The sequence below is a fragment of the Oscillibacter sp. genome (assembly GCF_032018205.1).
GTDB lineage: Bacteria > Bacillota > Clostridia > Oscillospirales > Oscillospiraceae > Oscillibacter.
Genome location: NZ_DALZOY010000004.1, coordinates 90,684 through 114,747, shown reverse-complemented (window position 1 = coordinate 114,747; position 24,064 = coordinate 90,684). Strand labels below are relative to the sequence as shown.

Sequence of the window (24,064 nt, the reverse complement as noted above, 5' to 3'; positions counted from 1 at the left end):
CGGTGCACCGCGCCCCTGTCAGTCATAATGCAGCGCATCAATAGGATTCAATCGCGCCGCCTTTTTTGCCGGCAAATATCCAAACACGATACCGATAAAGGTGGAAATGCCGAACGCGCCCAGCACCGCACCAGGAGAGGGGCTGACGGTCAGGTTTTCCTGCATCAGCGCCGTGACGATGATGGTGGCAATGGAAGAAAGTCCGTACCCCACGGTGATACCTAGCACACCGCCCAGCGCGGAGGTGGTTGCGGCCTCCATAACAAACTGCTGCATAATGTACCGCTCCTTCGCGCCCAGCGCCTTGCGGATACCGATTTCCCGTGTTCGCTCCGTGACGGATACCAGCATAATATTCATAATTCCAATACCGCCCACCACCAGAGAGATTGCGGCAATTCCCGCCAGTATTCCAATCATCACGCTAATCATGGCATTCATGGCGTCAAGCATCTCTGCCATGCTGACGACCATATACGCATCGTCGTCGGAAAAAATATCGTAGAGAAAATCCTCCACAATGGTGACACTGGCCGCGGCTTGCGTTTCGTCCACCACGGTAAGAGTATAGTTGCTGATTTTACCCGTATAAGACATACGCGCCGCAGTGGAATAGGGAAGGAACACGCAGTCGTCCGTTCCGCCCTCCTCCATCTCGCCGTCGGTTTTCTGGGTCATGACCCCCACAATTAAAAAGCTCTTTCCGTTCAGGCGGATTGTCTGGCCAACGGCGTTGCCGCCGTAATAGGTGCTGTTGAGATAATTTCCCACCACGCAGACATTTCGCCGTTTTGTCATATCCACATACTGAAGGCTCCGGCCCGAAGAAATCGTATAGCCCTTCATGTCGAAATATGCCTCGCTGACGCCTGTGACGGTGGTGGTGGAAATGCTTTCCGTCCCGATTTTAACGGCACCGGACAGACTAACCGTTGGGGAAATCTGGTCAAAATAGTCGGGATTTTCCGCCACCAGTTCATACATCTGCGTTTCGGACACGCTGCGGGAGCTGCCCCGACCCATAATGTTCACCGCCACCGTATTTGTACCCATGTCGGCAAATTGGTCGCGCATGTACTTTTCCATACCGTTTCCAAGGCCCACAATCACAATGACAGCCGCAATGCCGATGATAATGCCCAGCATGGTCAAAAAGGTGCGCATCCTGTTGCCCTTGATGTTTTTAACAGCAAGCTGGAAGGCTTCCGTCAGTTTCATTGTCCGCCCCCCATTCCCGAAAGACTTGACGATACCACCGCTTCCGGCGCGTGGGAATCTCCGTCGTAAATCACCCGTCCGTCCTCGAGACGGATGATGCGCTGGGCCTGCACGGCGATGGAGTTATCGTGGGTGATAAGCACCACGGTGTTTCCCGCCGCGTGAAGCTGCTGCAAAAGAGACAAGACATCCCTTCCGGTGTGGGAATCCAGCGCGCCGGTTGGCTCGTCGGCCAAAATTACCGCAGGCTCCCCCACCAGCGCCCGGGCAATGGAAACACGCTGCTGCTGCCCTCCGGAAAGCTGCGCGGGCCGGTGGTTAATTTTGCTTCCAAGGCCCACCATTTCCAAGGCCACCTTTGCCCGTTCCCTCCGGTCATTTTTAGAAACACCGGCGTACATCATGGGAACCTCCACATTTTCCAGCAGCGTGAGCCTTGGAAGCAGATTGTACTGCTGAAAAATAAATCCCAGCATCTTATTGCGGATTTCTGCCAGTTGGTCCTTATCCAACGAGCCTACATCCCGTCCGTCCAGCAAATATTTACCATCGGTTGGAACGTCCAAACAGCCGATGATATTCATGCAGGTGGATTTTCCGGAGCCGGATTGGCCCACGATGGCCACAAACTCGCCTCTTTGAATCTGCATGGAAATGTGATCTGCCGCCCGGACAACAGAATCGCCCATCTCATAAACCTTGGATACATCCTGAAATTCAATCAGTGCGCTCATCCCATCGGACCTCCGCCTCCGCCGCCGGGGCCGCCGCCGTTGGGACCTCCGCCTCCGCCGCCGTTGGGACCTTCTCCGCCCATTTCGCCGCCGCCGTTCATCATCATTTCTAATCCGGAGGAGCTGCTGGAAGCAGGTAAATAAGCCACTCTATCCCCTTCCTGAAGTCCAGATGTAATCTCAATGTAATTGTCATTGCTGACGCCGGTTTCCACGGACACATAGACATAGTTGTCCGGCGCTTTGTCTTCCAGCGCATTGGCCGCACTGGGGGAATCGGCGGTAATCAGCACTTTATTCCCCCGCTCCAAAGCGGCGCTGGGAATGGAAAGCGCATTGTCGTTTTCCGCAAGCACAATTTCCGCGTCCACGTTCATGCCCGGCCAAAGATCGCCGTAGTCGTCGATCCGAACGGTGACGGGATAGGTGGTGGCGCTGTTGCTGGTGGTTCCCGCCATGGAAATCTTCGTCACTTGCCCGGTAAAGGTTTCGCCCTCCACGGCATCCGCCGTAATCGTGACGTTTTGCCCCACCGTCACCTGCGTGATATCCAGCTCATCCACACTGAGCGTCATTTCAAGATAGCTCAAATCGTAGATAATGCAGAGGGTATTACCGGATTCCACCTTTTCACCGGCTTTGATCTTCTTATCCACAATGGTTCCGTCAATGGGGGAAGTAATCGTGTAATCCTCCAACTGCTTTTGAGAGGTTTCCATACTCAGCTCGGCACTTTTCAGATTATCCTCCGCAGATTGAACAGAGTCGTTGGACGCGTTGGCGGCAAAGGTTACAATCGCCTGCCCGGCGGATACCGCTCCGCCCTCCTTTACATTGATGGAAGCCACGGTGCCGCCGGAGGAGGCGACCACGTCCTCCGCCGCCCGATACTCCAAGGTGGCGTTTTCACTGGAGCCGCTGCCGTTAATTGTGGCGGTGGCGGCCTGCGTGTCGGTCAGTCCTCCGGGATTTTTTACGGAGATTGTCACGCTGCGCACAATGCGGTTTCCGGTAAGTACTGTGTCGGCTCCCGAAATCGCGGTAACTGTTCCGGTAAGCGTCTCAAATGAGCCGTCCAGCACCACGGAAGCGCTCTGCCCCACGTAAAAACTCTTCGCATCGTCCGATGCGAACTGCACCTTCAGCGTCATGGAGGAATTGTCCCGCACGGTGGCCACCGTCTGCCCGCCTTTTACCACGTCGCCTGTCTTTACATCCAAAGACGCCACGGTTCCCGATACGGGAGACTGCGCATAGGCCGCCTTTTCATAGCTGCGCTGGGCCTGATTCAGCGATAGCTGGGACTTTTCCAAATTGCTGCTAACGTCGGAGCTGTCCAGCTCATAGAGAACGGTCTCCTTAGTGACCGTATCCCCCTCTTCAAAATCGGCCGATAAAATTTCGCCCTCCTTCAACGTGGTGACGGTATAGGCGTTGGCGGGCTGGAGCGTGCCGGTTCCGCTGAGTGCCTGGGTAATCGCGCGATAGGACACGTCCTCTTCCGTATAAGTAATGGCGGTGGCGGCCTTATTTTTGCTGAATCCCCGCAGCACCGCAGACACCACCAATACCAGCACAACGGCCAGAATCAGCCACTTGCGCAGCTTCTTCCGGCCCCACAGACCCTTCAGTTTTCCAATCACTCCAAGCCCCCTTTTTTTCGCCGGACGTTCGTCCAGCCCCTGTACCTCTTCGGTCTTCTGCAATTCTTCTTTCATACGATTCCTCATTTCCTTACATAAGCCTCGTATTTGGCCCTGCGCCGGGTTATGTGTTTATCAAACATTTTCCATGATTCACCTTGAACAAAGCTTGAAACCGGCACCGCATCAGGAATTCTTTTTTTAGTCGGCCAAACGCAATTTATTTTCATTGTATTATAACAATAATACAAAATTCAAAAAAGTCAAGTTTTTTATTTGATTTTTTTAAATTTTATTGGGGCCGCTTGTCCTAGCTTCTATCTTCCGCACTCAACGCAACCTAATAAATTTAGCACCACACGCGCAAAAAAGAACGGCAAGGTTCTATCACCTCGCCGTTCTTTTTTTCATACTCAGCTATTTACTAAAGGATGCTTCCTTCAGCGCACGTAGGACACCACAACCCGCCGATTGGGATCGCTTCCGATGGATCCGGTTGCCACGTTGGGCTCGTCCTGCAAGGCAGCATGAATGATATGGCGCTCATAGGCGTTCATAGGCTCCAGCGTCACGCTGCGGCGGTACTTGACGACCTTAGTCGCCACTTTCCGGGCCAGATGGTCCAGACTTTCCTCCCGCTTGGCGCGGTAATTTTCCGCATCCACGGCCACCCGTATCCGGCCCGTACCGGCGCGGTTCACGCAATAGCCTGTGAGCTGCTGAATCGCATCCAGCGTCTCGCCCCGGCGGCCGATGATCTGCCCCATGCCGGAACCTTCCAGAATCACCTGATAACGGCCCTTTTCCGGCTGATACACGCGAATCTGAGACTCCACTTCCATTTTTTCCAGAAGCCCGGAGAGGAACATGCGGATGGCCTCCGCCTTTTCGTCCTGCACTTCTTCACCCAAGGGTTTAGACACATACTGGGCAGGTGCGGGCCGCTCTTCCTTTACGGCAGGCTCGCGACTCTTTTGCACAGGCTCCTCCGCGGGCTTCTCCACCCGAGGCGCGGGTTTGACAGCAGGCTTCACCGCGGGCTTGGCTGCGGGTCTGCTCTCCGCCTTGGGTTTGGCGGGGACAAACTCCGGAGCGGCGGGCTTTTCCTCTTCGCCGCCATAGGTCACGCGTACCTTTGCAGGAGCGCTGCCAATACCCAGAAATCCGGATTTGGCCCGCTCGAGAATTTCAACGGACACGTCGTCCCGCTCCATATTTAACTGTGAAAGTGCGCGGGCAATGGCTTCCTCCTCCGTCTTGCCCGTTACGTCAATATAACTCATGGCAAAAGCTCCTTATTTCTCGTTGGAATCGCCGTACCGATTCTCCTGATAGGCGCGGCCGCGGGCATAAGGACGGTCGCCCACGCGGCCGTTTTCATTGGTGCTGGCTTTCTTGGGCTTGTTGCTCTTGGCCTCTTGAGCGGCCTTGCGCTTTTCCTTCAGGGAGGGCTTCAGAGCCTGCTGCTGACGCAGCTCTTCCTGCTTGCCCTTGGCCTCCTCCTGGCGGCGGCGGCGGTCGGTCTCAATGGCCTCCTGCCGCTGATTTTCCTCTTCTTCGATCTTCTGGTTATAGAACTTGCCCATAAACCACTCCTGCACCGCAGAGAAGGCGCTCTGGGCAATCCAGTACACGCACAATGCGGCAGGCAGGGTAAAGCCGATCCACAGAGACATCAGAGGCATCATCCACAGCATCGTCTTCATCTGCCGGGCAGCGGGGCTGCTCTTGTCCTGTCCCGCCATAGACGCCATACTCATCAAGAAGCTGAGTCCGGCGGAAATCACGGGCATCAGAATCACGCCGATGTTGGCCCAGGTAAAGGTAAATGCCTGAAGCACATTGCTGGGCAAAACCGACAGGTCCATTCCCAGGAAGCTGTAATTCACGCTGATCCAGCCAGGGACGCTGGCGGCAAATTCGGGAAGCTGGGTATTGATGGCGTTGACCATCATAATCTGCCCGAAGGAGGTGACCTGCAAGGCCCCTTCTTTGGTGGTGGTGGCAATGTCGGCAATATTTACGCCGGCAGATTGCAGTGCGGAAAGCGCCGAATCCACCACGCTTGCGTCCAGCATCATGAAATGGGTGATGGGCTGGCGGATAATTGCATACAGCGCGATGAGGAAGAACATGGGCAGCATGCTCCACAGGCAGCCGCTCATGGGGCTGACGCCCTGCTCGGCATACAGCTTCTGGGTTTCCTCCTGCTGTTTTGCGGGGTTATTGGCGTACTTCTTCTGAATTTCCTTCATTTTTCCGCTCATGCGGTTCATGCGGATCATGCTCTTTTTGCTCTTCATCTGGAATGGCAGCAGCACCAGCTTGATCACCAGCGTGAAGAAAATCAGGGACAGACCATAGGAGCCGGTCATATTGTAAAACAACCGCAAAAGGGCGGCAAACGGGATACAAACGTAATATCCCATGGTTCCTAAAAATCCCATTGGAAGACTCCTTTGTGTACAAATCTCACTACGCTCAGGGCACGGGGTCGTAGCCCCCCCTGTGGAATGGGTTGCAGCGGAGAACGCGGCGCACAGCCAAATACCCGCCCTTCAGCGCACCATATTTTTCAATGGCTTCCAGCGCATATTGAGAGCAGGTTGGATAAAACCGGCAGCAGGGTTGGCGAAAGGGTGAGATTGCCCTTCGGTAAAATCTCACCAGCGCCAATAATATTTGTTTCACCCAAGCGCCTCCTCCAAAAGCCCCAGTTTCCCCGAAAGCTTTAAAAAGCTGGCGTTCAGCTCTCCCCAGGGCATATTGACCGCCCGGTGGCGCGCCACCAGAACCATGTCATAGCCCTGACGCATCAGGTGCTGGTTCAGCCGATAGGCCTCCCGCAGCCTGCGGCGCGCCCGGTTGCGCACCACCGCATTTCCAAGCTTGGTGGATACGGTAACGCCCAGCCGGTTGTGCCCCAGCCGGTTTTTTCGGCAGTAAATCACAAGCCCGCTTCCGGCGGCGGAAGCACCTTTGCCGTACAGACGGCGGAACTCATGATTTTTTTTCAGCGTAACGGCTTTTTTCATGCATTCTCCTGTTCGTTTCCGATGACCGAGGATCTGCCGACCATGCCAATAAGGGACGGAGGAAAACCGGTTTCCTGCCGTCCCTGTCTATTTTGTTCAGCAGGTCCTCCGCGAGAAAAACCCCGCGCGCAGCATCTTAGTAGCTGAGCTGAGCACGGCCCTTGGCGCGGCGGCGGGCAAGAACCTTGCGGCCGTCAGCGGTGGCCATCCGCTTGCGGAAGCCGTGGACCTTCTGTCCGTGACGCTTCTTGGGCTGATAGGTACGTTTTGTCGCCATGTTGAGACACCTCCTGTACTGAAATCTTTTCCGGCCGCCTTTTTGACGGCTCTTACTCGACACGGCGTCTACGCCGCGCAGTAAACAAATAAAAAACGCAAATCCAGCGCACGGAACAGTATACATGGAAATCAAAATACTGTCAATAAAAACTTGCAAACGCGGAAATTTTCAGGCAAATTGCCTTTTTTTCAGAACCTGACGGACAAAACCACAAGATGTCCGTTTTTTGCCGCTGCTTTTTCCAGATATTGTGCTTTTAGGTTCTATTTTTTCAATTCTTATTTATTAGAATAAGTGTTGTTTTTTTATGTGTTTTTTGGTATAATCAGTGGGTATATGATTTCCCCTGCTCGCAGGGAAAGAGAGGTGTCTTTACTTTTGAATTCCGTAGCCGACGTCTGGACAAACGTCCTCACTCAGTTAAAACGCGACCTCTCGGAGACGACCATTGCCACCTGGTTTGACGAACTGGAAGCCGTGGATCTCCGGGACGGCGTTTTTTATCTGTACTGTCCCAACGACTTCAAGAAAAATTACATTGAGAGCCTGTTCATAAAAAACATCAAGGCGGCCCTTCACGATATCTTTTCCACCGATTTTGAAGTAACGGTCCTCACCGCAGAGGAATATGCCATTTTTTCAGGCAGCGCCCAGAAAAAGAAGTCGGAGGCATTTACCTCCGACGAATTTACCTTTGAGCGCTTTGTGGTGGGCTCCAGCAATAAGCTGGCACATGCCGCCTGCATCTCCGTGGCGGAGCATCCGGCAAAAAATTATAATCCGCTGCTGATTTACGGAGATTCCGGCCTTGGAAAGACCCACCTGATTTACTCCATTGCACACGTCATCAAAAAAGACGACCCCAACGCAAAAATTGCCTATGTAAAAGGCGATGATTTGACCAACGAACTGGTGGAGGCCATTCAGGGCGGAAAAACCGCCGAAATGCGGGAGAAATACCGCAAAGCAGACCTATTTCTGGTGGACGACGTGCAGTTTATCGCCGGACGGAAACAGACGCAGGAGGAATTTTTCCACACCTTCAACAATCTTTACGAGTCTGGAAAGCAAATTGTGCTTACCTCAGACCGTCCCCCCTCGGAAATGATGCAGTTGGAAGACCGGCTGCGCACCCGGTTTGAATGGGGACTCCTAGTGGACGTGGCTCCGCCGGACTATGAAACCCGCATGGCCATCATCAAAAACAAAGCTGCCCTACTTGGCATGGAAATTCCCAACAAGGTCGCCGCCTACATCGCCGAACGCGTCACTTCCAACGTCCGGCAGCTTGAAGGAACCATCAACAAGCTTCTCGCCTATAAGGACCTGTTGGGGGACGACGTAGACGAAGATCTGGTGAAACGGGCCATTCAGGATATTCTCCGCCGGGGAGAGAACCTTCCCACCTCGGATTCCATCGTGGATTTTGTCTCCAAGTATTACGGCGTGTCCGCCGAAGTCATTCGTGGGCAGCAGCGGGTGCGGGAAGCGGTGGCTGCCCGTCAGGTCGCCATGTACCTGATTCGCAGCATGACAAACCTCTCCAGCGACGATATCGGCAAGTTTTTCGGAAACCGGGACCACTCCACCGTGCTTTACTCTATTGAGAAGGTGGAGCGGCAGATGAAGTCTGACGCAGGCTTTGCTGAGGCAGTGAAAGAAATCAAAACCAACATCAGCTCGAAGCACTGAGTTTTCCCCACTCCTCCTGTGGAAAAGGAAAACAGTTTTGTGGAAAACCAGGGCCTTTATACCCATTGTGGAAAAACACCCCACTTTTTCCAGCTTGCCTGCTTAAAAACTTTTCCTGTGCTGACAGTGATTTCCGCACTTTTCCACAGTTTTTGTCCCTCTACTATGACTATCACTAAAAAATATATCTTTCTTTTCTAAAAGAACGCAAAAACCGCAAACTTTCCCTTTGTCCCTCGGCTTTCACCAAAAAAAGAAAAGCTTCCACAGAAAGGAAAAACGCCTATGAAATTCTCTTGTGAAAAAGCCTTGCTGCAAAGTGCGGTGGCTGTGGCTTCCCGCGCTGTATCACAGAAAAGCTCTATTCCCGCGCTGGAAGGCCTTCTTCTTCGCGCTGGCGAAACGGTCACCGTTTCCGGCTACAATATGCAGACAGGTATTCGTACCATCCTCTCCGCCGACGTGACGGAACCCGGCGAGCTAGTGTTAAACGCACGTCTTTTCGGCGACATCATCCGGCGGATGCCGGACGACATGATTACCTTTTCTTCCGACGACAGGCTGACAGTCCGCCTTCAGTGCGGAGACGCAGACTTTAACATCATGGGTCTCAGCGCCGCGGACTATCCCGATCTTCCGGAGGTGGAGGATGAATATTCTGTCTCTATCCAGCAGAAAACACTGCGCTCTATGATTGAGGAGACACTGTTTGCCGTCTCCACCAACGAGAGCCGTCCGGTTCACACCGGTTCCCTGTTTGAAATCGGCGAAGACGGACTCACCGTGGTCTCCGTGGACGGGTTCCGGCTTGCCATCCGCAAGGAGCCTTTGGAGCGGGTTAACGGCGGGTACTTTTCCTTCGTGGCTCCCGGTTCCGCCCTGAACGAAATTGAAAAAATCTGCGGCGACGTGGAGGATACGGCGGCAATTACCTTAGGAAAACGCCACATTTTGTTTGAGGTTGGCGAGACGCAGTTGATTTGCCGCCGTCTCGAGGGGGATTTTCTGGACTATAAGAGCGCTGTACCTAGGAAAAACCCCATTTCCGTGGTGGCGGACACCAAGGAGCTGATTCAAAGCATCGACCGAGTGAGCGTGGTGATCTCCGAAAAGCTGAAAAGCCCGGTACGCTGCCTGTTTGACAAAGAACGGGTGGTTCTTTCCGCGAAGACGGCCAACGGTGAAGCCAAGGACGTCTGCCGCGTGGCAGGCGACGGCGGAGAGTTGGAAATCGGCTTTAATAACCGTTATTTGATGGAAGCTCTGCGCTATGCCCCTGCCGACACGGTGAAAATTGAGTTGAATACCGGCGTCTCCCCCGCCGTCATCGTCCCTACGGAGGGCGAGGAGAACTTCCTTTATATGGTGCTGCCCGTGCGGCTGAAAGCGCAGGATTAAAATGAAATCTGTCACAATTACGACGGAATATGTAAAGCTTCAGGACCTTTTAAAGCTGGCAAATCTGGTGTACTCCGGAGGCGAAGCCAAGGAGCGCATTCAGGGTGGAGAGGTCATGGTGAACGGTGAAACCTGCACCCAGCGGGGCAAAAAGCTGCGTCCCGGCGACGTGGCCCGGCTGGATGGGCAGGAGTGTACCCCGGTCTATGCGCATTGACGGATTGTTTCTGGAGAACTTTCGCAACTATACCCGCCAGGACCTGTCCTTTGACCCGGACTGCAATGTGATTTTCGGTGACAACGCACAGGGAAAGACCAATTTGCTGGAGGCTGTCCAATATCTTTCTTGCGGCGGCTCCGACCGAGCGAAAAGTGACCGGGAACTGATTGCATTTTCAGCGGAAAACACCGTTTTGTCCGGCAGGGTTTTTTCAAGAGAGCGGGAATTTGTTTTGCGGGCAGAGCTGTATCGGGGAAAGCGCAGGAAGCTTTGGATCAATAAGGTCCCCGCTAAAACGGCGGCGGAGCTTTCCGGCGTGCTGCAAACCGTGTTTTTTTGCCCGGAGGATTTGCTTCTGATTCGGGACGGCGCGGCGGCACGGCGGCGGTTTTTGGATAACGCCCTGTGTCAGCTTCGTCCCCGATATGCCTCTGCCCTTGCGTCCTATCGACGGGCGTATGCTCATAAAACCCGGATTTTGCGGGACTGCGATCAGCAGCCCGGACTTTTACAGATGCTGCCGGAGTTTAACGAGCGGCTGGTGCAGTGCGGCGCGGTGCTGATTCACTATCGGGCGCAGTTTGTAGAGAAGCTGGCGGCCACGGCCGCCGCCAACCATGCGGACTGCTCCGGCGGGAAGGAACGCCTGTCCGTTTCTTATAAAACCGTTTCCTCTGTGGAGGACCCGTTGGCGGAGCCTGCAATTTTGACACGACAGCTTCGGAGCCATATGGAAAACCATAAATGTGCGGAGCTTGCCTCACGGTTGTGCCTTTCCGGCCCCCACAAGGATGACCTTATGGTGGAAATTGACGGACGAGACGCCAAAACCTATTGCTCTCAGGGACAGACCCGCACGGCGGCTTTGAGTTTAAAGCTTGCCGAACGGGAGATTTACAAAAACGCCTCCGGTGAAGCACCCGTGCTGCTGCTGGACGATGTGCTCTCCGAGCTGGACCCCCGGCGACAGGAATTTGTACTGAATCGCATTGCGGGGGGACAGGTGTTTATCACCTGCTGCGAGGATGATAGGCTTCCCGTGCTTCTTGGCGGAAAGGTGTTTCATGTGGCAAACGGTCGCGCGGAGTAAACCGCCTGCGCCCGTAATGTTTCACGTGAAACTTAAAGGGAAATGCGCACTTTGGGCATTTGAAGGAAAAAAGGAGGACACACCTTGTATCTTCATATCGGTCAGAACGAAATTGTCCCTGAAAACCGGGTGGTGGGCATCTTTGATCTGGACAAATGCAGCTATGGAAAAAGGACCCGGGAATATCTTGCAAAGGCGGAGAGCGAGGGCGTGGTGCTGGACGTCTCCGGGGCTTTGCCGAAGTCCTTTGTGGTGTGCGACCATCCCTATCATCCTCAGATTGTATATCTCTCCCAGCTTGGCTCCGCCACGCTGCAAAAGCGGGCGGAGAGTCTGGAGCTTGAGCTGTGAGCAGTTTCGATGGCAGTTTTTGCGGCCTTTTAAGGGAGCCACTTTAAAATATGCTTGAGTTAAGAAATGAATGGCGATACGGAGGCGGTTTTTGAGCAAGTTTCAAACGCGATTAAACTTGACACAGGGGCGGGGAGAAGCGGGCCTGCAAAATCGCGGGCCCGGCTCTGCTTGCCCTGTTATACGGAAGGAGAAACCAAATGGCAGAAAACGAGACACTGAATCCCACATCAGTGGGCGCGGAAAATGAATACGACGCATCCGAAATTCAGGTGCTGGAAGGTCTGGAGGCCGTTCGCAAGCGGCCCGGTATGTATATCGGGTCCACATCCTCCTCGGGTCTTCATCATCTGGTGTATGAGATTGTAGACAACGCCATTGACGAGGCTCTGGCGGGCTGCTGCACGGATATTCTGGTGCAGATCAATGCCGACGGGACAATTACCGTGGTGGACAACGGACGGGGTATCCCCGTGGACATTCAGGCCCAGACGGGAAAGCCCGCGCTGGAAGTGGTTTACACTGTGCTTCACGCCGGAGGAAAGTTCGGCGGCGGGGGCTATAAGGTTTCCGGCGGACTGCATGGCGTTGGTGCCAGCGTGGTAAATGCCCTGTCCGAATGGCTGGTGGTTCAGGTTCACCGGGACGGAAAAATTTACGAAATGCATTTTGCCCGTGGTGAAATCACTAAAAAAATGGAGGTGGTGGGCACCACAGACCACACCGGAACCACCGTCACCTTTAAGCCTGACCCCGAAATGTTCCGTGATACCACGGAGTATGACTATGACATTCTCCATACTCATATGCGGGAGCAGGCGTTTTTAAACGCAGGTCTGAAAATTAAGGTTGCGGACCAGCGAGAAGGCCGGGAGCAGGCCGACGAGATGTACTATGCCGGCGGCATCCGGGAGTTTGTCACCTTCTTAAACCGCACCAAGGACCCCATCCACTCCGACGTGATTTATATGTGCGGCAGCAAGGACGACTCTATGGCGGAAATTGCCCTGCAATATCACGACGGGTATAATGAAAACATGCTTTCCTTCGCCAATAACATTCACACCCCAGAGGGCGGCATGCACGAAGAGGGATTCAAGCGCGCCCTTACCAACGTGCTGAACAACTACGGCAAGAAAATCGGTATGCTGAAGGAGGGCGACAAGGTCTCCGGAGAGGATTGCCGTGAGGGCCTTACCTGCATTATTTCCGTGAAGCTGACCGATGCGCAGTTTGAAGGCCAGACCAAGGCGAAGCTTGGCAACAGCGAAATTCGCACGCTGGTGAATGGAATTGTCTCCGCGAAGCTTGAGACCTATCTGGAGGAAAATCCCCAGGTGGGACGGATGATTTTGGATAAATCCCTCACCGCCAACCGCGCGCGGGAGGCCGCCCGGAAGGCCCGGGAATCCATTCGACGCAAGACGGCGCTGGGCGGCGCGGCCATGCCCGACAAGCTGAGAGACTGCAACGAGGCCAACCCGGAGCTCACCGAGCTCTACATCGTCGAGGGAGATTCCGCAGGCGGCTCCGCCACACAGGGACGGGACTCCCGCTTTCAGGCGATTCTTCCCCTGTGGGGCAAGATGCTGAACGTGGAGAAGGCTCGGGCCGACAAGGTGTATGGCAACGACAAGCTTCAGCCCGTGATTACCGCTCTGGGCGCTGGCATCGGAGAGGAGTTTGACATTTCTCGCCTGCGCTATCACAAAATTGTCATCATGGCGGATGCGGACGTGGATGGTTCCCATATCCGCACGCTGCTGCTGACCTTCTTCTTCCGCTTCATGCGGCCGCTGGTGGAGCAGGGATATGTCTACGCCGCTGTCCCTCCCCTGTTTAAGCTGAGCCGGGGAAAGACTTCCCGGGTGGCCTATACGGAGGAGGAGAGCCGCGTGATCTCCACAGAGCTGAAGCAGGACAATCCCAACGCGAAGGTGGACATCAGCCGCTATAAGGGCCTTGGCGAGATGAACCCACACGAGCTTTGGGAAACCACCATGGACCCGGAGAAGAGAACTCTGCGCCGCATTACGCTGGATGACGCAGTGACCGCAGACGAGACGTTCTCCATTTTGATGGGCGAAAAGGTGGAGCCGCGGAAGGAATTTATCGAGAAGAACGCGAAATACGCGGTCAATTTGGACTATTAAGGGAGGAGAGCCGAACATGAGTAAGAAACCGCAGTACGACCCCGAGGAGATTCGGTTCCCCAACCAGAAGATTGAGCAATCCCCTCTGGTCACGGAAATGCAGAAATCCTATATCGAATATGCTATGAGCGTCATTGTGGGCCGGGCCCTGCCGGACGTGCGGGACGGATTGAAGCCCGTCCACCGCCGTATTTTGTACGCTATGTACGAGGACGGCCTGACCTTTGAAAAGGCATTCCGCAAGTGCGCCACCGCCGTTGGCGACGTGCTGGGCCGGTACCATCCCCACGGAGACGCGTCGGTGTACGACGCGCTGGTGCGCTTGGCACAGGACTTTTCCATGCGCTATATGCTGGTGGACGGACACGGAAACTTCGGTTCCGTGGACGGAGACCCCCCTGCGGCTTACCGATACACGGAGGCCCGCCTCTCTAAAATTTCCGAGGAAATGCTTCGGGACATCGAAAAGGAGACGGTGGACTGGTCCCCCAACTTTGACGAGACGAGAAAAGAACCCAAGGTTCTCCCTTCCCGTTTCCCTAACCTGCTGGTCAACGGTTCCAGCGGCATCGCCGTGGGCATGGCCACGAACATCCCGCCCCACAACCTGCGGGAGGTCATCGGCGCGTGTATCCATGTGCTGGAGGACCCCGAAGCCCAGCTTGCCGACCTGATGCAGCATGTCACAGGTCCTGATTTTCCCACGAAAGGCATTATCATGGGCCGCAGCGGTATCCGCGCCGCCTACGCCACCGGCCGGGGCCGGGTGGTCATTCGCGCCCGGACGGAATTTGAGGAGTTTGGCAAGGACCGTACCCGCATCGTGGTGACGGAGATTCCCTATCAGGTTAACAAGCGGATGCTGATTAAAAACATGGCCGATCAGGTGGAGGATAAGCGACTGGAGGGCATTTCCGATATCCGGGACGAGTCGGACCGGAACGGTATGCGCATTGTCATCGAGCTGAAACGGGACGCAAATCCTCAGGTGGTGCTCAACCGCCTGTTCTCTCAGACCCAGCTTCAGTCCAGCTTCGCCATCAATATGCTGGCGCTGGTGGATAACCAGTCTCAGCCGAAAATTCTGTCCCTGCGGCACATTATTGACGAGTATCTCGCCTTTCAGGAGGATTTGATTGTCCGTCGGACGAAGTACGACCTGAAAAAGGCGCAGGAGCGCGCGCATCTGCTGGAAGGCCTGCTCATTGCGCAGGACCACATCGACGAAGTCATCAAGGTCATTCGCAGCAGCTATGACAACGCCAGACAAAACCTGATGGAAAAATTCGGCCTGGACGAGATTCAGGCGCAGGCTATCTGCGAAATGCGGCTTATTTCCCTTCAGGGCTTAAACCGGGAAAAGCTGGAGGCGGAGTATAAGGATCTTGAGGAGAGAATCCGGTATTACGAGGACCTTCTTGCCTCCAACGAAAAAATCCGTGTCGTGCTGAAAGAAGAGCTGACCGCCATATCCGAAAAATACGGTGACGATCGCAAGACCGAGATTCAGGACGTGGAGGACGAAATTGACATCGAGGACCTGATCGAAGAGGAAGAGTGTGTCTTCACTCTGACAGAAGCGGGTTATATCAAGCGGACTCCTGTCAGCGAATACACGGCGCAGTCTAAGGGGGGCATGGGCAAAAAGGGCATTACCACCCGGGAAGAGGACGTGGTGGTGGATGTGTTCACCGCTTCCACCCATGACTATATCCTGTTCTTTACCGACACAGGAAAGGTTTATCGGAAGAAGGGCTATCAGATTTCGGAGTCCGGAAAAACAGCCAAGGGGACGAACCTGATCAACATCCTTCAAATCGAGCAGGGAGAGCGGGTGCAGGCCATGGTCCACACCCGGTCCTTGGAGGACACGAGCCGGTTTTTCTTCATGGTGACCCGGAACGGCACGGTGAAGCGCCTGCCGGTGGCCACCCTGAAAAACCTGCGGAACAACGGCATCCGCGCCCTGCGGATGGACGAGGGAGACGCGCTGATTACCGTCCGGGAGACGGACGGAACCAAGCGGATTCTGATTGCCACACACGACGGGCAGGCCGTCTGTTTTGATGAGACGGACGTGCGCGCCATGGGCCGAGACGCCACGGGCGTCCGGGGCATTCGTCTGCGGGAGGGCGACTATGTGGTGGCTGCCGCCCGTGCTCTGGAAGGAAAAACGGTTCTCTCCATCACGGAAAATGGCTATGGAAAGCGCACCCCCGTGGAGGACTACCGGATTACAAACCGTGGCGGCCTTGGTATCCGAAACTACATGGTGACGGAAAAAACCGGCCCCGTGGTGGGCATGAAGGTGGTGGACGGCAATGAGGATTTGTTGTTGGTCACCCAGAGCGGCATTCTCATCCGCACGGCGGTGGACAGCATCCGTATTGCCGGACGGTCCACCCAGGGCGTCATTGTCATGCGCTTTAAGGAAGACGGCGATCAGGTGATTTCCCTTGCCCTGACGGACAAGGAGGAGACTTCCGAAGAAATTTCTAATGAGGAAGAAGTTTTCACCGCACAAGGGGAACCGTCTTCACCAGCTCAAACGGAAGAACCCTAAAAAACGCCGGAGGCATGCCAAGAATGAAAGACAGCGCAAGCAGAAATCTGCTTGCGCTGTCTTTCTTAATATTTCTCAATAAAATCGATGTTGCGGGAGCTATTCCTTGGGTTTAGTGCATTTCCATTTGCGATAGGTGTAGATGATCTGTATCGCACCAATCATAAAAATTACAATTGCCAATATAACCGCGCTGCTCAATGAATGCGTATTTAAATAGCATAAAACAGAAACAAGCGGGACCAACGGAAGCAGGCATAACGACCGAATAAATTTTCGACGGTAACTTAGATTCCAATAAGAAAGTTCAAATCCCCTATCTGTCTTGGTGGTCTTTGCCATGTTTCTCAACCTCCGTAAATTTCAGTTAATTGCGACTGCTGCTTTGTTTTTTTGACTCCGCTACCGCTAGCTCGTCGCAGCGGTTATTTTCGGGGGTATCGGCATGGCCCTTCACCCAATGATAACGAAGGGCGTGGGTTTCTGTCAGGGTCAGCAGCTTATCCCATAAATCCGGGTTTAGCGCGGGCTTCTTATCGGACTTCACCCAGCCCCGCTTCTTCCAGCCCTTTGCCCAGCCCTTTTCAAGCCCGTCAATCACGTATTTGGAGTCGCTCCACAAATCGACGGTGCAAGGCTCCTTCAAAAACGACAGCGCTTCAATCACAGCGGTCAGTTCCATACGGTTATTGGTGGTGGCCGGCTCGCCGCCCGAAAGCTCCCGGCGGTGCTCTCCGTAGAGAAGCACCGCGCCCCAGCCCCCGGGGCCGGGATTGCCGGAACAGGCGCCGTCGGTATAGATGGTGACAGTTTTCATGAAAACTCCTTTAAGCTTGTAAAATCCGGGCCTTTTGGCCGTCGCGCCCCAGAGCGCTTATTCCAGCGTGTCCAGTTCCGCCTGCCACAGGGTGGCCTGCGCGTCGCTGGGAATCCGCCAGTCCCCCCGGGGGGATACCGCCACAGAGCCGACCTTCGGCCCGTCCGGCAGGCAGTTGCGCTTAAACTGCTGGGAGAAAAACCGCCGGTAAAATACCCGTAGCCACTTCAAAATCACCGTCCGGTCATACCGCTCGGCCCAGGCATACAGCGCAAGCCGGAAAATTTTCCCCGGCTCAAAGCCCCAGCGCAAAAAGTAGTACAGGAAAAAGTCATGCAGCTCGTAAGGCCCCACCAAGTCCTCGGTCCGCTGGACAATGTCTCCACGCACAGCGGGCAGCAGTTCCGGGGACACGGGCGTGTCCAGAATGTCCTCCAACACGCCGGTGAGGTCCCCATCCTTATCCTGATTGTCCCGGGCAAGATAGGCCACCAGATGGCGCACCAGCGTTTTGGGAATGGAGGCGTTGACCGCGTAGTTGCTCATATGGTCGCCGTTATAGGTGCACCAGCCAAGAGCCAGCTCGCTCAAATCTCCCGTGCCGATGACAAGGCCCCCGGTCTGGTTGGCAATGTCCATCAAAACCTGCGTCCGCTCCCGGGCCTGTCCGTTTTCAAAGGTAACAGAGTGGTCGTCCATGTCCTGTCCGATATCGCGGAAGTGGCTGCGGACAGTGGCGGAGATATCCACCGTTTTTAGAGTGGTTCCCAGCCGTTCCGCGAGAATCACCGCGTTGTTTTTCGTGCGGTCCGTGGTGCCAAAGCAAGGCATGGTCACCGTCACAATATCCGTCATGGGTCTGCCGAGCAAATTCATGGAAAGAGCGGTAATCAGCACGGCCAGCGTAGAATCCAGTCCGCCGGAAAGACCCACTACGGCGGTTTTCGACCCCGTGTGCTCCAGCCGTTGCTTTAAGCCAAGGGAAGCAATCAGCAGAATTTCCCGGCAGCGCTTGTCCCGGTCCTCTCGCCCCTCCGGGACAAAGGGCATAGGGGCCACATACCGGGTGAGCTTCGTCCGTGCCACCGTCAGGGAAAAAGGCACTGTAACAGGGGCCGTGGAAACCGGTTTCTCCGGCATAACCTGGGTTCTTCTCCGTTCATAGCACAATCGCGCCACATCAATTTCTGAAATCAAAAGTCCGCCTTCAAACCGCTGTTCAGCCAGAAGGGTTCCGTTTTCTGCAATAAGCTGATGCGCGCCGAACACCACGTCGGAGGTGGACTCCCCCTCCCCTGCGCTGGCATATACATAACCGCACAAAAGCTTTGCCGACTGCATAGTCACAAGCTGGCGGCGGTAGGCGTCCTTCCCTACCAAATCGTTGCTGGCGGACAGGTTGCCGATGATGGTGGCCCCCATCTGCGCCATGGTGACGGAGGGGGAACAGGGGGCCCACAAATCCTCGCAGATTTCAAAGCCCACCGTCAGCTCCGGCATTTCTTCGCAGGAAAAGAGAATTTCCGCGCCAAAGCAAATCTCGCTTCCGCACAGCGACACCATATTAAACGGATCTTTCCGAGCCGGTGAAAACTGCCGCTTTTCATAAAATTCGCCATAATTGGGCAAGTGAGCTTTTGGGACTACCCCTAAAATAATTCCCTTTTGTATAACTACTGCGCAGTTATACAATTTGTTTTCAAATCGAACAGGCAGGCCCACAGCAGTGACGACCTCTAGATTCCGGGTGGCCTCTAGCACGGTGGAAAGGGCCTGTTCCGCGCCGCGCAGCAGGGATTCCTGATAAAAAAGGTCGCCGCAGGTATAGCCTGTCAGTCCCAGCTCCGGCAGAACCAAAACCTTCACCCCCGCCTGCTCCGCCTTGCGCATCAGGGTAAAGGTTTCCTCCGCGTTGCGGGCGCAGTCAGCCAGATGAAGCCGGGGACTGCCGCAGGCGACAGAGATAAAACCGTCTTTCATGCAAAACGCCTCCCGAATAAAAAATATTATTCTTATAGTATACCACGCCAAGACATTTCGCAAGACGGAAAGTGTCGTTGCGGCTATGGCGGTGCAGTAATTTTGCAGGCGGCACGGAAAATGAAAGCGTTCTGCAGCCGCCCTACGGAGCCGCTTTAAAAAGGCACGCAAAAAAGACCGCCGAAGCGGTCCTTTTTGCTGTGTGTGTTTTAGGAGGGAGAAAACGCATCGGGGTGGGAGTCCCCTTTGCTGATTCTTAAGATACCCGAAAAACATTGCGGAATTATGCATTTGATGTGAACAGTCTGTAAACAAACGCGGAGTTTTATTCCTAAGAAGTTATAAAGTCTGAAAAAACCTGTTGAAAAAGAGGTGCACAAATAAAAAATTCTGCCAATGTTTTTTGTGAAAACTGCCATTATAGACATTCATGTATAAAATGTTATACTGTATATTATGTATTCTTATGTAATATGCTGTACTGTATGGGAGAACCCTTGGTGTATATCTTTGCGGCGCGGTTTTTAATGTTCCGCAAAGACAAAGCCAATTGAGAAGCCGCTTGCACAGCGGGGGAAGGGGGGGCCAAGACAGCGGGGGCCGTGTGACCAAAAACAAGACCCTTACTATTTTAGGAGGTATCCAATGGACAAATTTTTTAAGATCACCGAGCGCGGGAGTACCGTCAGAACGGAAATTCTGGCGGGTATTACCACCTTCATCACCATGGCCTATATTCTTCCGGTAAACATGGGAATCTTGAGTCAGGCCGGACTGAATGCAGGCGGCGTTTTCCTGGCTACGGCGCTGTCCGCGTGTCTTGGCACCATGCTGATGGGCCTGTGGGCGGGAATGCCGTTTGCGCAGGCGCCGGGTATGGGCCTGAACGCCTTTTTTACCTACACGGTGGTATTCGCCATGGGCTTCTCCCCTTCCTTTGCGCTGGCGGCGGTTTTGGTGGAGGGCTGCATTTTTCTGGTGCTCAGCCTCACGGGTATACGCTCCAAGTTGCTTACCGCAATTCCAAAGCAGCTTCGTCTGGCCATCTCGGCCGGTATCGGTCTTTTTATCATGTTCATCGGCTTCCAGAATTCCGGCATCATTGTGGGAGGCGCCACGCTGGTTGAGGTAAATGCGAACCTGACCCAAGCGGGCGTGTTTTTGGCGCTTCTTGGTATTGCCATCACGGTAATTCTTTGGATGAAGAAGGTGAAGGGCGCGCTGCTGATCGGCATCTTTGTCACTTGGTTTTTGGGCATGGCTGCTCAGGGAATTGGCTGGTATCAGGTAAATCCTGAAGCAAGCGCGTATTCCCTGTTCCCCTCTGCTCTGATTAGCTTCACTTCCTTCTCCGGCCTTGCGGAAACCTTCGGACTATGCTTCTCCGGTCTGCGCGACGCATTTGCCAGCGGCAAAAACATCACCCAGTTTATCATGGTTACGCTTACCTTTCTGTATGTGGATATCTTTGATACGCTGGGAACCTTTGCGGGCGTTGCCACCAAGGCCAAAATGATTGATGAAAACGGAAACTTCCCCGGCGTCAATCAGGCATTTGCCTCCGACGCTGTGGCCACCACGGTGGGCGCCATTCTGGGCACCTCTACCGTCACCACGTTTGTGGAAAGCGCCTCCGGCGTGGAAGAGGGCGGACGCACGGGCCTCACCGCCGTCACCACCGCCATTTTGTTCCTGTTGGCGGTCCCCTTCTTCCCAGTGATCGGCGCTATCCCCAGCTTTGCCACCGCCCCCGCGCTGGTGGTTGTGGGTATTATGATGTGCGAGCCTATGGAGGAGTTCGAGTGGACAAAGGTGGAAGCGCTGGTTCCCGGCGTGTTTGCCATCATCTTCATGGTTGTGGGCTACTCCATCTCCGCCGGCATTATGTTTGGCATCCTGTTCTATCTGTTGGTGCGGGTCGTGCAGGGTAAGGCCAAGGAGCCCGGCGTCGTGATGTGGGTGCTGGGTGCGCTGTTCCTGTTCAAGCTGTTCATTTTCCCGCTGCTCTAAGCAAAGCGGACAAATTAAAACGGGTCCTCCGGCAAAAGTCGGGAAGTCACAAGGATAAGTTGATAACCCACCCAATAAGGCAAACCGAATACGGAAAACAAAATGCAGAGAAAGTTTTTACAATAACTTTCTCTGCATCTTGTTTTGGCATTTTAAATTGCTATTCGTCGGCAAAGCGATAGCCAACACCAACTTCCGTTAGAATAAAGCGTGGATGCGTCGTGTCCTTTTCAAGTTTCCGGCGAAGATTGGCCATAAAGACCCGTACGCTCTTGCTGTCGCCTCCTTCGTAACCCCAAATCTGCCGGATAATATAATTGTGCGTCAGCACCTTGCCCCGGTTGGATATGAGCAAAAGGAGTGTTTTATATTCCGTCGGCGTCAGGTGAATTTCGTTGCCGGACACAAGCACCCGGCGCTTTTCATAGTCCACCGTCAGCCAGTCGCAGGAAAACACGGAGTCTCCGTCTGTCGCTCCATTTTTCTCCAGCAGCCGCTCAACCACCCGGATACGCGCCATCAACTCCCCCATATGGAAGGGCTTCGTAATATAATCGTTGGCACCCAAATCCAGCGCGGTAATTTTCTCCATTTCCTGCCCCCGTGCGGAAACGATCAGAACAGGCGTATCCGAAAAGGTCCGCAGCTTGCGAAGCAGATCCACGCCGTCACGGTCAGGCAGGCCAAGATCCAGCAGGACGATATCCGGTCTGTGAGAAGTAAATAAGAATAAGCCCTCTGCCGCCGTTTCCGCAATTAGGACAGCATAATTCTCTTTGGAAAGAGAGATATCAATAAAATGTGAAATATATTTGTCGTCCTCTATAACAAGGATCACTCGTTTTTCACTCATCAGTTTCCTCCATGGGCAGGTTAAACGTAAAGATAGAGCCTTTCGGAACATTGTCCGACACAGAAATCGTGCCGCCATGCGCCTCAATAATTGTCCTACAAATTGAAAGCCCCAGGCCCAGTCCCTGACGTCCGTCTACAATATCCGACTCCTGGGTGACAAAACGTTCAAACAGGTGGTCGCGGATCGCATCTGGGATGCCGTTCCCCGTGTCCGCCACAGATACCGTCAAGTCACTTTCTGCATGTATGGTCAGAGAAATTTCACTATCGGGCGGCGTATGCCGGACCGCATTTTCCAAAAGATTGATCACGACCTGTGCAATCAGCTTGCCGTCCATAGGCGCCGTTATCACCTCGCCCGGCAGCTTCACATGGAAATGCCGGGCGTGCAGGAGCCGTTCCGTATGCTTGACCGCCTCGCCGATGACGTCGTCAATGACCTCATCCTGTTTGTGCAGCACAATTTTTTGCTCGCTGATTCGGGTCATGCTGAGGATATTCTCCACCAGGTCGCTGAGCCAGACGATTTCCTCGCTGATATCAGAGGCAAGCTTTCTGCGTTCGGCATCGGAAAGCCTGAAATAGTTGTCGGCCAACAGGTTGCCTGCACCGGAGATTGCCGTCAGCGGACTGCGCAAGTCATGGGCCACAGACCGAAGAAGCGTGCCGCGCTGCTGTTCCCGTTCCATTGCCATTCGGATTCTTTCCCTATCGGTTACAAGCATCTCCCGCTCCAGCGCAATCCCAAGCTGCGCGCAGATTGCCTGCACAATCAGAAGCTTTTGTCCGCTGGGCCGAGTCCCAGAAAGCTCCAGCCTGCCCAGCATTCCGGAAGCCCCGCTAATTTCAAAGCTCTGGGGAACGGTCTGCCGGCCGCCTAAAAACACCTTACAGTTCATGCCCACATATTCCTGAACAAGGGCTTCAGCTTTCCGAACGACGCTTTCCTTCCCGCTGGCGGAGAGAAAATCTGACGCAATGCGATACAGGATTTTAGCTGTATGTTCATTTTCGCTTGCCAGCTTCATTTCCCGCTGCAAACGGGAGGTAATCATCCCCGAAACAATTCCCGTGGCAACAAAGAATACAAGAAGCATCAGGTCGCTGGGACTGTATACGAAAAAAGAATAGTGCGGTTCGGTAAACAGGAAATTGAAGAGCAGCGCACACACAAGTGCCGAACCGATGGCCCACCAGAGACTGCTGGTGAATACTGCTGTAAACAAAACGCCAAGCAAAAACATCATGATGACGCTTTCGTTCTCCACACCCAGCCGGGCCGCCAGAACCGCCAATACCGTCGCAATGCCAATGGTCACAACCGCTTTCCCCGCATTTTTGATCGTGACAGTCCCCCCCTTTGCTAATTTGTGCTGCTGATTATTTTCAGGATATCCTTTTGCTCGCCCGCAACAATAATATGTTCCTGCTTTTGGAACTCATGCTCTGCGCTGATGAGCGGCAGAATGTGTTTTCCATTGCGCACACCAATTACGTTGACGCGGTGTTTGGTGCGCACGTCCAGTTCCCGAATGTTGCGCCCAATCCAGCTTTCCGGCGGCTCCACCTCCATGATGGCGTATTCGGGAGAAAGCTCAATATAGTCGAACGCGCCTTTTGCCGAATACCGGACGGCAGTTCTCTGGGCCATGTCTCTTTCCGGGTAAACCACATCGTCGGCGCCTATTTTTTTAAGCAGATCGGCGTGAATCTCACGGTCCGATTTAGAAACGACATAGGGCGCTCCCAATTCTTTAAGCAGTGAAGTGATCTCCATGGAAGACTGAAAATTGTCGCTGATGCACACGAAGCATATGTCAAAATTCCGTACGCCCAATTCCGCAAGAACATCCCTGTCCATGCAGTCTCCGATCTGAACCCGGGTAACAAAAGGTTCCAGCTTCTGCACGGCTTCCTCATTTACGTCCACAAGCATAACTTCATTATGCAGTTCAGTGAGCTTAACGGCAAGATTTTTTCCAAAGCGCCCTGCGCCGATTACCAGCATTGATCTCATTTTATCGA

Annotated in this window: 21 protein-coding genes; 8 read left to right on the top strand and 13 right to left on the bottom strand. The window is 54.1% G+C overall.

The window, feature by feature from the left end; genetic code table 11:
• Positions 1–18: 18 nt before the first annotated feature.
• The 8 genes from RTU96_RS04700 to rpmH all read right to left on the bottom strand — a co-directional run bounded on the left by RTU96_RS04700 (position 19) and on the right by rpmH (position 6,907).
• Entirely contained in the window at positions 19–1,218 is a 1,200-nt protein-coding gene (locus tag RTU96_RS04700; protein WP_312635234.1) for an ABC transporter permease, read from the bottom strand.
• Entirely contained in the window at positions 1,215–1,952 is a 738-nt protein-coding gene (locus RTU96_RS04695) for an ABC transporter ATP-binding protein (RefSeq protein WP_294855394.1), read from the bottom strand. The genes RTU96_RS04700 and RTU96_RS04695 overlap by 4 nt, the downstream gene beginning before the upstream one ends.
• On the bottom strand, positions 1,949–3,670 hold the full coding sequence (locus RTU96_RS04690; RefSeq protein ID WP_312635233.1) for an efflux RND transporter periplasmic adaptor subunit: 1,722 nt from the start codon (positions 3,668–3,670) through the stop codon (positions 1,949–1,951). Before RTU96_RS04690 ends, RTU96_RS04695 begins: the two co-directional genes overlap by 4 nt.
• A gap of 365 nt (positions 3,671–4,035) precedes the next feature.
• Entirely contained in the window at positions 4,036–4,878 is an 843-nt protein-coding gene (jag, locus tag RTU96_RS04685) for an RNA-binding cell elongation regulator Jag/EloR (protein ID WP_312635232.1), read from the bottom strand.
• Between the two features lie 12 nt (positions 4,879–4,890).
• Positions 4,891–6,042 carry a membrane protein insertase YidC gene (gene yidC, locus RTU96_RS04680; protein WP_312635231.1) on the bottom strand — a complete coding sequence of 384 codons (1,152 nt, stop codon included), beginning with the start codon at positions 6,040–6,042 and terminating at the stop codon, positions 4,891–4,893.
• A 34-nt stretch (positions 6,043–6,076) separates the two neighbouring features.
• Positions 6,077–6,286 (bottom strand): membrane protein insertion efficiency factor YidD, encoded by a 210-nt coding sequence (yidD, locus tag RTU96_RS04675; protein ID WP_312635230.1) that lies wholly within the window; start codon positions 6,284–6,286, stop codon positions 6,077–6,079.
• Entirely contained in the window at positions 6,283–6,630 is a 348-nt protein-coding gene (gene rnpA, locus RTU96_RS04670; RefSeq protein WP_312635229.1) for a ribonuclease P protein component, read from the bottom strand. Before rnpA ends, yidD begins: the two co-directional genes overlap by 4 nt.
• 136 nt (positions 6,631–6,766) lie before the next feature.
• Entirely contained in the window at positions 6,767–6,907 is a 141-nt protein-coding gene (rpmH, locus tag RTU96_RS04665) for a 50S ribosomal protein L34 (protein WP_312280073.1), read from the bottom strand.
• Between the two features lie 381 nt (positions 6,908–7,288).
• Here rpmH and dnaA point away from each other — a divergent pair, with 381 nt between their 5' ends.
• From dnaA to gyrA, 7 genes are all read left to right on the top strand, one after another.
• Positions 7,289–8,602 carry a chromosomal replication initiator protein DnaA gene (gene dnaA, locus RTU96_RS04660; protein ID WP_293009653.1) on the top strand — a complete coding sequence of 438 codons (1,314 nt, stop codon included), beginning with the start codon at positions 7,289–7,291 and terminating at the stop codon, positions 8,600–8,602.
• Between the two features lie 285 nt (positions 8,603–8,887).
• Complete coding sequence (gene dnaN, locus RTU96_RS04655) at positions 8,888–10,000, top strand: DNA polymerase III subunit beta (RefSeq protein WP_312635228.1); 1,113 nt, start codon at positions 8,888–8,890, stop codon at positions 9,998–10,000.
• 1 nt (position 10,001) lies between these two features.
• The gene (locus RTU96_RS04650) at positions 10,002–10,217 is read left to right on the top strand and encodes an RNA-binding S4 domain-containing protein (protein WP_312635227.1); all 216 of its coding nucleotides are present in this window, start codon (positions 10,002–10,004) and stop codon (positions 10,215–10,217) included.
• Positions 10,183–11,310, top strand: a complete 1,128-nt coding sequence (gene recF, locus RTU96_RS04645) for a DNA replication/repair protein RecF (RefSeq protein ID WP_312635226.1) — start codon at positions 10,183–10,185, stop codon at positions 11,308–11,310. The genes RTU96_RS04650 and recF overlap by 35 nt, the downstream gene beginning before the upstream one ends.
• Positions 11,311–11,394: 84 nt before the next feature.
• Positions 11,395–11,661, top strand: a complete 267-nt coding sequence (remB, locus tag RTU96_RS04640; protein ID WP_312635225.1) for an extracellular matrix regulator RemB — start codon at positions 11,395–11,397, stop codon at positions 11,659–11,661.
• Positions 11,662–11,861: 200 nt separating this feature from the next.
• On the top strand, positions 11,862–13,814 hold the full coding sequence (gene gyrB / locus RTU96_RS04635; RefSeq protein WP_312635224.1) for a DNA topoisomerase (ATP-hydrolyzing) subunit B: 1,953 nt from the start codon (positions 11,862–11,864) through the stop codon (positions 13,812–13,814).
• A gap of 16 nt (positions 13,815–13,830) precedes the next feature.
• Entirely contained in the window at positions 13,831–16,377 is a 2,547-nt protein-coding gene (gene gyrA / locus RTU96_RS04630; protein ID WP_312635223.1) for a DNA gyrase subunit A, read from the top strand.
• Positions 16,378–16,744: 367 nt separating this feature from the next.
• On the opposite strand, the gene rnhA is transcribed toward gyrA, so the two are convergent.
• Together rnhA and RTU96_RS04620 are read right to left on the bottom strand one after the other, a co-directional pair.
• Positions 16,745–17,194 (bottom strand): ribonuclease HI, encoded by a 450-nt coding sequence (rnhA, locus tag RTU96_RS04625; RefSeq protein WP_312635222.1) that lies wholly within the window; start codon positions 17,192–17,194, stop codon positions 16,745–16,747.
• A 57-nt stretch (positions 17,195–17,251) separates the two neighbouring features.
• Positions 17,252–19,174, bottom strand: a complete 1,923-nt coding sequence (locus tag RTU96_RS04620) for an NAD(+) synthase (protein WP_312635219.1) — start codon at positions 19,172–19,174, stop codon at positions 17,252–17,254.
• A gap of 645 nt (positions 19,175–19,819) precedes the next feature.
• Between RTU96_RS04620 and RTU96_RS04615 the strand changes: the two genes are divergently transcribed.
• Positions 19,820–21,184, top strand: coding sequence for an NCS2 family permease (locus RTU96_RS04615; protein WP_312635218.1), 1,365 nt, complete (start codon positions 19,820–19,822; stop codon positions 21,182–21,184).
• Between the two features lie 160 nt (positions 21,185–21,344).
• Here the strand turns inward: RTU96_RS04615 and RTU96_RS04610 are convergent, their stop codons facing one another.
• The 3 genes from RTU96_RS04610 to RTU96_RS04600 are packed head-to-tail and all read right to left on the bottom strand — an operon-like array spanning position 21,345 to position 24,056.
• Positions 21,345–22,037, bottom strand: a complete 693-nt coding sequence (locus tag RTU96_RS04610) for a response regulator transcription factor (protein ID WP_312635217.1) — start codon at positions 22,035–22,037, stop codon at positions 21,345–21,347.
• Positions 22,030–23,358, bottom strand: a complete 1,329-nt coding sequence (locus tag RTU96_RS04605) for an ATP-binding protein (protein WP_312635216.1) — start codon at positions 23,356–23,358, stop codon at positions 22,030–22,032. The genes RTU96_RS04610 and RTU96_RS04605 overlap by 8 nt, the downstream gene beginning before the upstream one ends.
• A gap of 44 nt (positions 23,359–23,402) precedes the next feature.
• Positions 23,403–24,056, bottom strand: a complete 654-nt coding sequence (locus RTU96_RS04600) for a TrkA family potassium uptake protein (protein WP_312635215.1) — start codon at positions 24,054–24,056, stop codon at positions 23,403–23,405.
• Positions 24,057–24,064: the final 8 nt, after the last annotated feature.

Bases quoted from the DNA above. Each gene is read 5' to 3' on its own strand.
- RTU96_RS04700 (WP_312635234.1), bottom strand. From the start codon at position 1,218: ATGAAACTGACGGAAGCCTTCCAGCTTGCTGTTAAAAACATCAAGGGC.
- RTU96_RS04695 (WP_294855394.1), bottom strand. From the start codon at position 1,952: ATGAGCGCACTGATTGAATTTCAGGATGTATCCAAGGTTTATGAGATG.
- RTU96_RS04690 (WP_312635233.1), bottom strand. From the start codon at position 3,670: ATGAAAGAAGAATTGCAGAAGACCGAAGAGGTACAGGGGCTGGACGAA.
- jag (WP_312635232.1), bottom strand. From the start codon at position 4,878: ATGAGTTATATTGACGTAACGGGCAAGACGGAGGAGGAAGCCATTGCC.
- yidC (WP_312635231.1), bottom strand. From the start codon at position 6,042: ATGGGATTTTTAGGAACCATGGGATATTACGTTTGTATCCCGTTTGCC.
- rnpA (WP_312635229.1), bottom strand. From the start codon at position 6,630: ATGAAAAAAGCCGTTACGCTGAAAAAAAATCATGAGTTCCGCCGTCTG.
- rpmH (WP_312280073.1), bottom strand. From the start codon at position 6,907: ATGGCGACAAAACGTACCTATCAGCCCAAGAAGCGTCACGGACAGAAG.
- dnaN (WP_312635228.1), top strand. From the start codon at position 8,888: ATGAAATTCTCTTGTGAAAAAGCCTTGCTGCAAAGTGCGGTGGCTGTG.
- RTU96_RS04650 (WP_312635227.1), top strand. From the start codon at position 10,002: ATGAAATCTGTCACAATTACGACGGAATATGTAAAGCTTCAGGACCTT.
- recF (WP_312635226.1), top strand. From the start codon at position 10,183: ATGGGCAGGAGTGTACCCCGGTCTATGCGCATTGACGGATTGTTTCTG.
- gyrB (WP_312635224.1), top strand. From the start codon at position 11,862: ATGGCAGAAAACGAGACACTGAATCCCACATCAGTGGGCGCGGAAAAT.
- gyrA (WP_312635223.1), top strand. From the start codon at position 13,831: ATGAGTAAGAAACCGCAGTACGACCCCGAGGAGATTCGGTTCCCCAAC.
- rnhA (WP_312635222.1), bottom strand. From the start codon at position 17,194: ATGAAAACTGTCACCATCTATACCGACGGCGCCTGTTCCGGCAATCCC.
- RTU96_RS04620 (WP_312635219.1), bottom strand. From the start codon at position 19,174: ATGAAAGACGGTTTTATCTCTGTCGCCTGCGGCAGTCCCCGGCTTCAT.
- RTU96_RS04615 (WP_312635218.1), top strand. From the start codon at position 19,820: ATGGACAAATTTTTTAAGATCACCGAGCGCGGGAGTACCGTCAGAACG.
- RTU96_RS04610 (WP_312635217.1), bottom strand. From the start codon at position 22,037: ATGAGTGAAAAACGAGTGATCCTTGTTATAGAGGACGACAAATATATT.
- RTU96_RS04600 (WP_312635215.1), bottom strand. From the start codon at position 24,056: ATGAGATCAATGCTGGTAATCGGCGCAGGGCGCTTTGGAAAAAATCTT.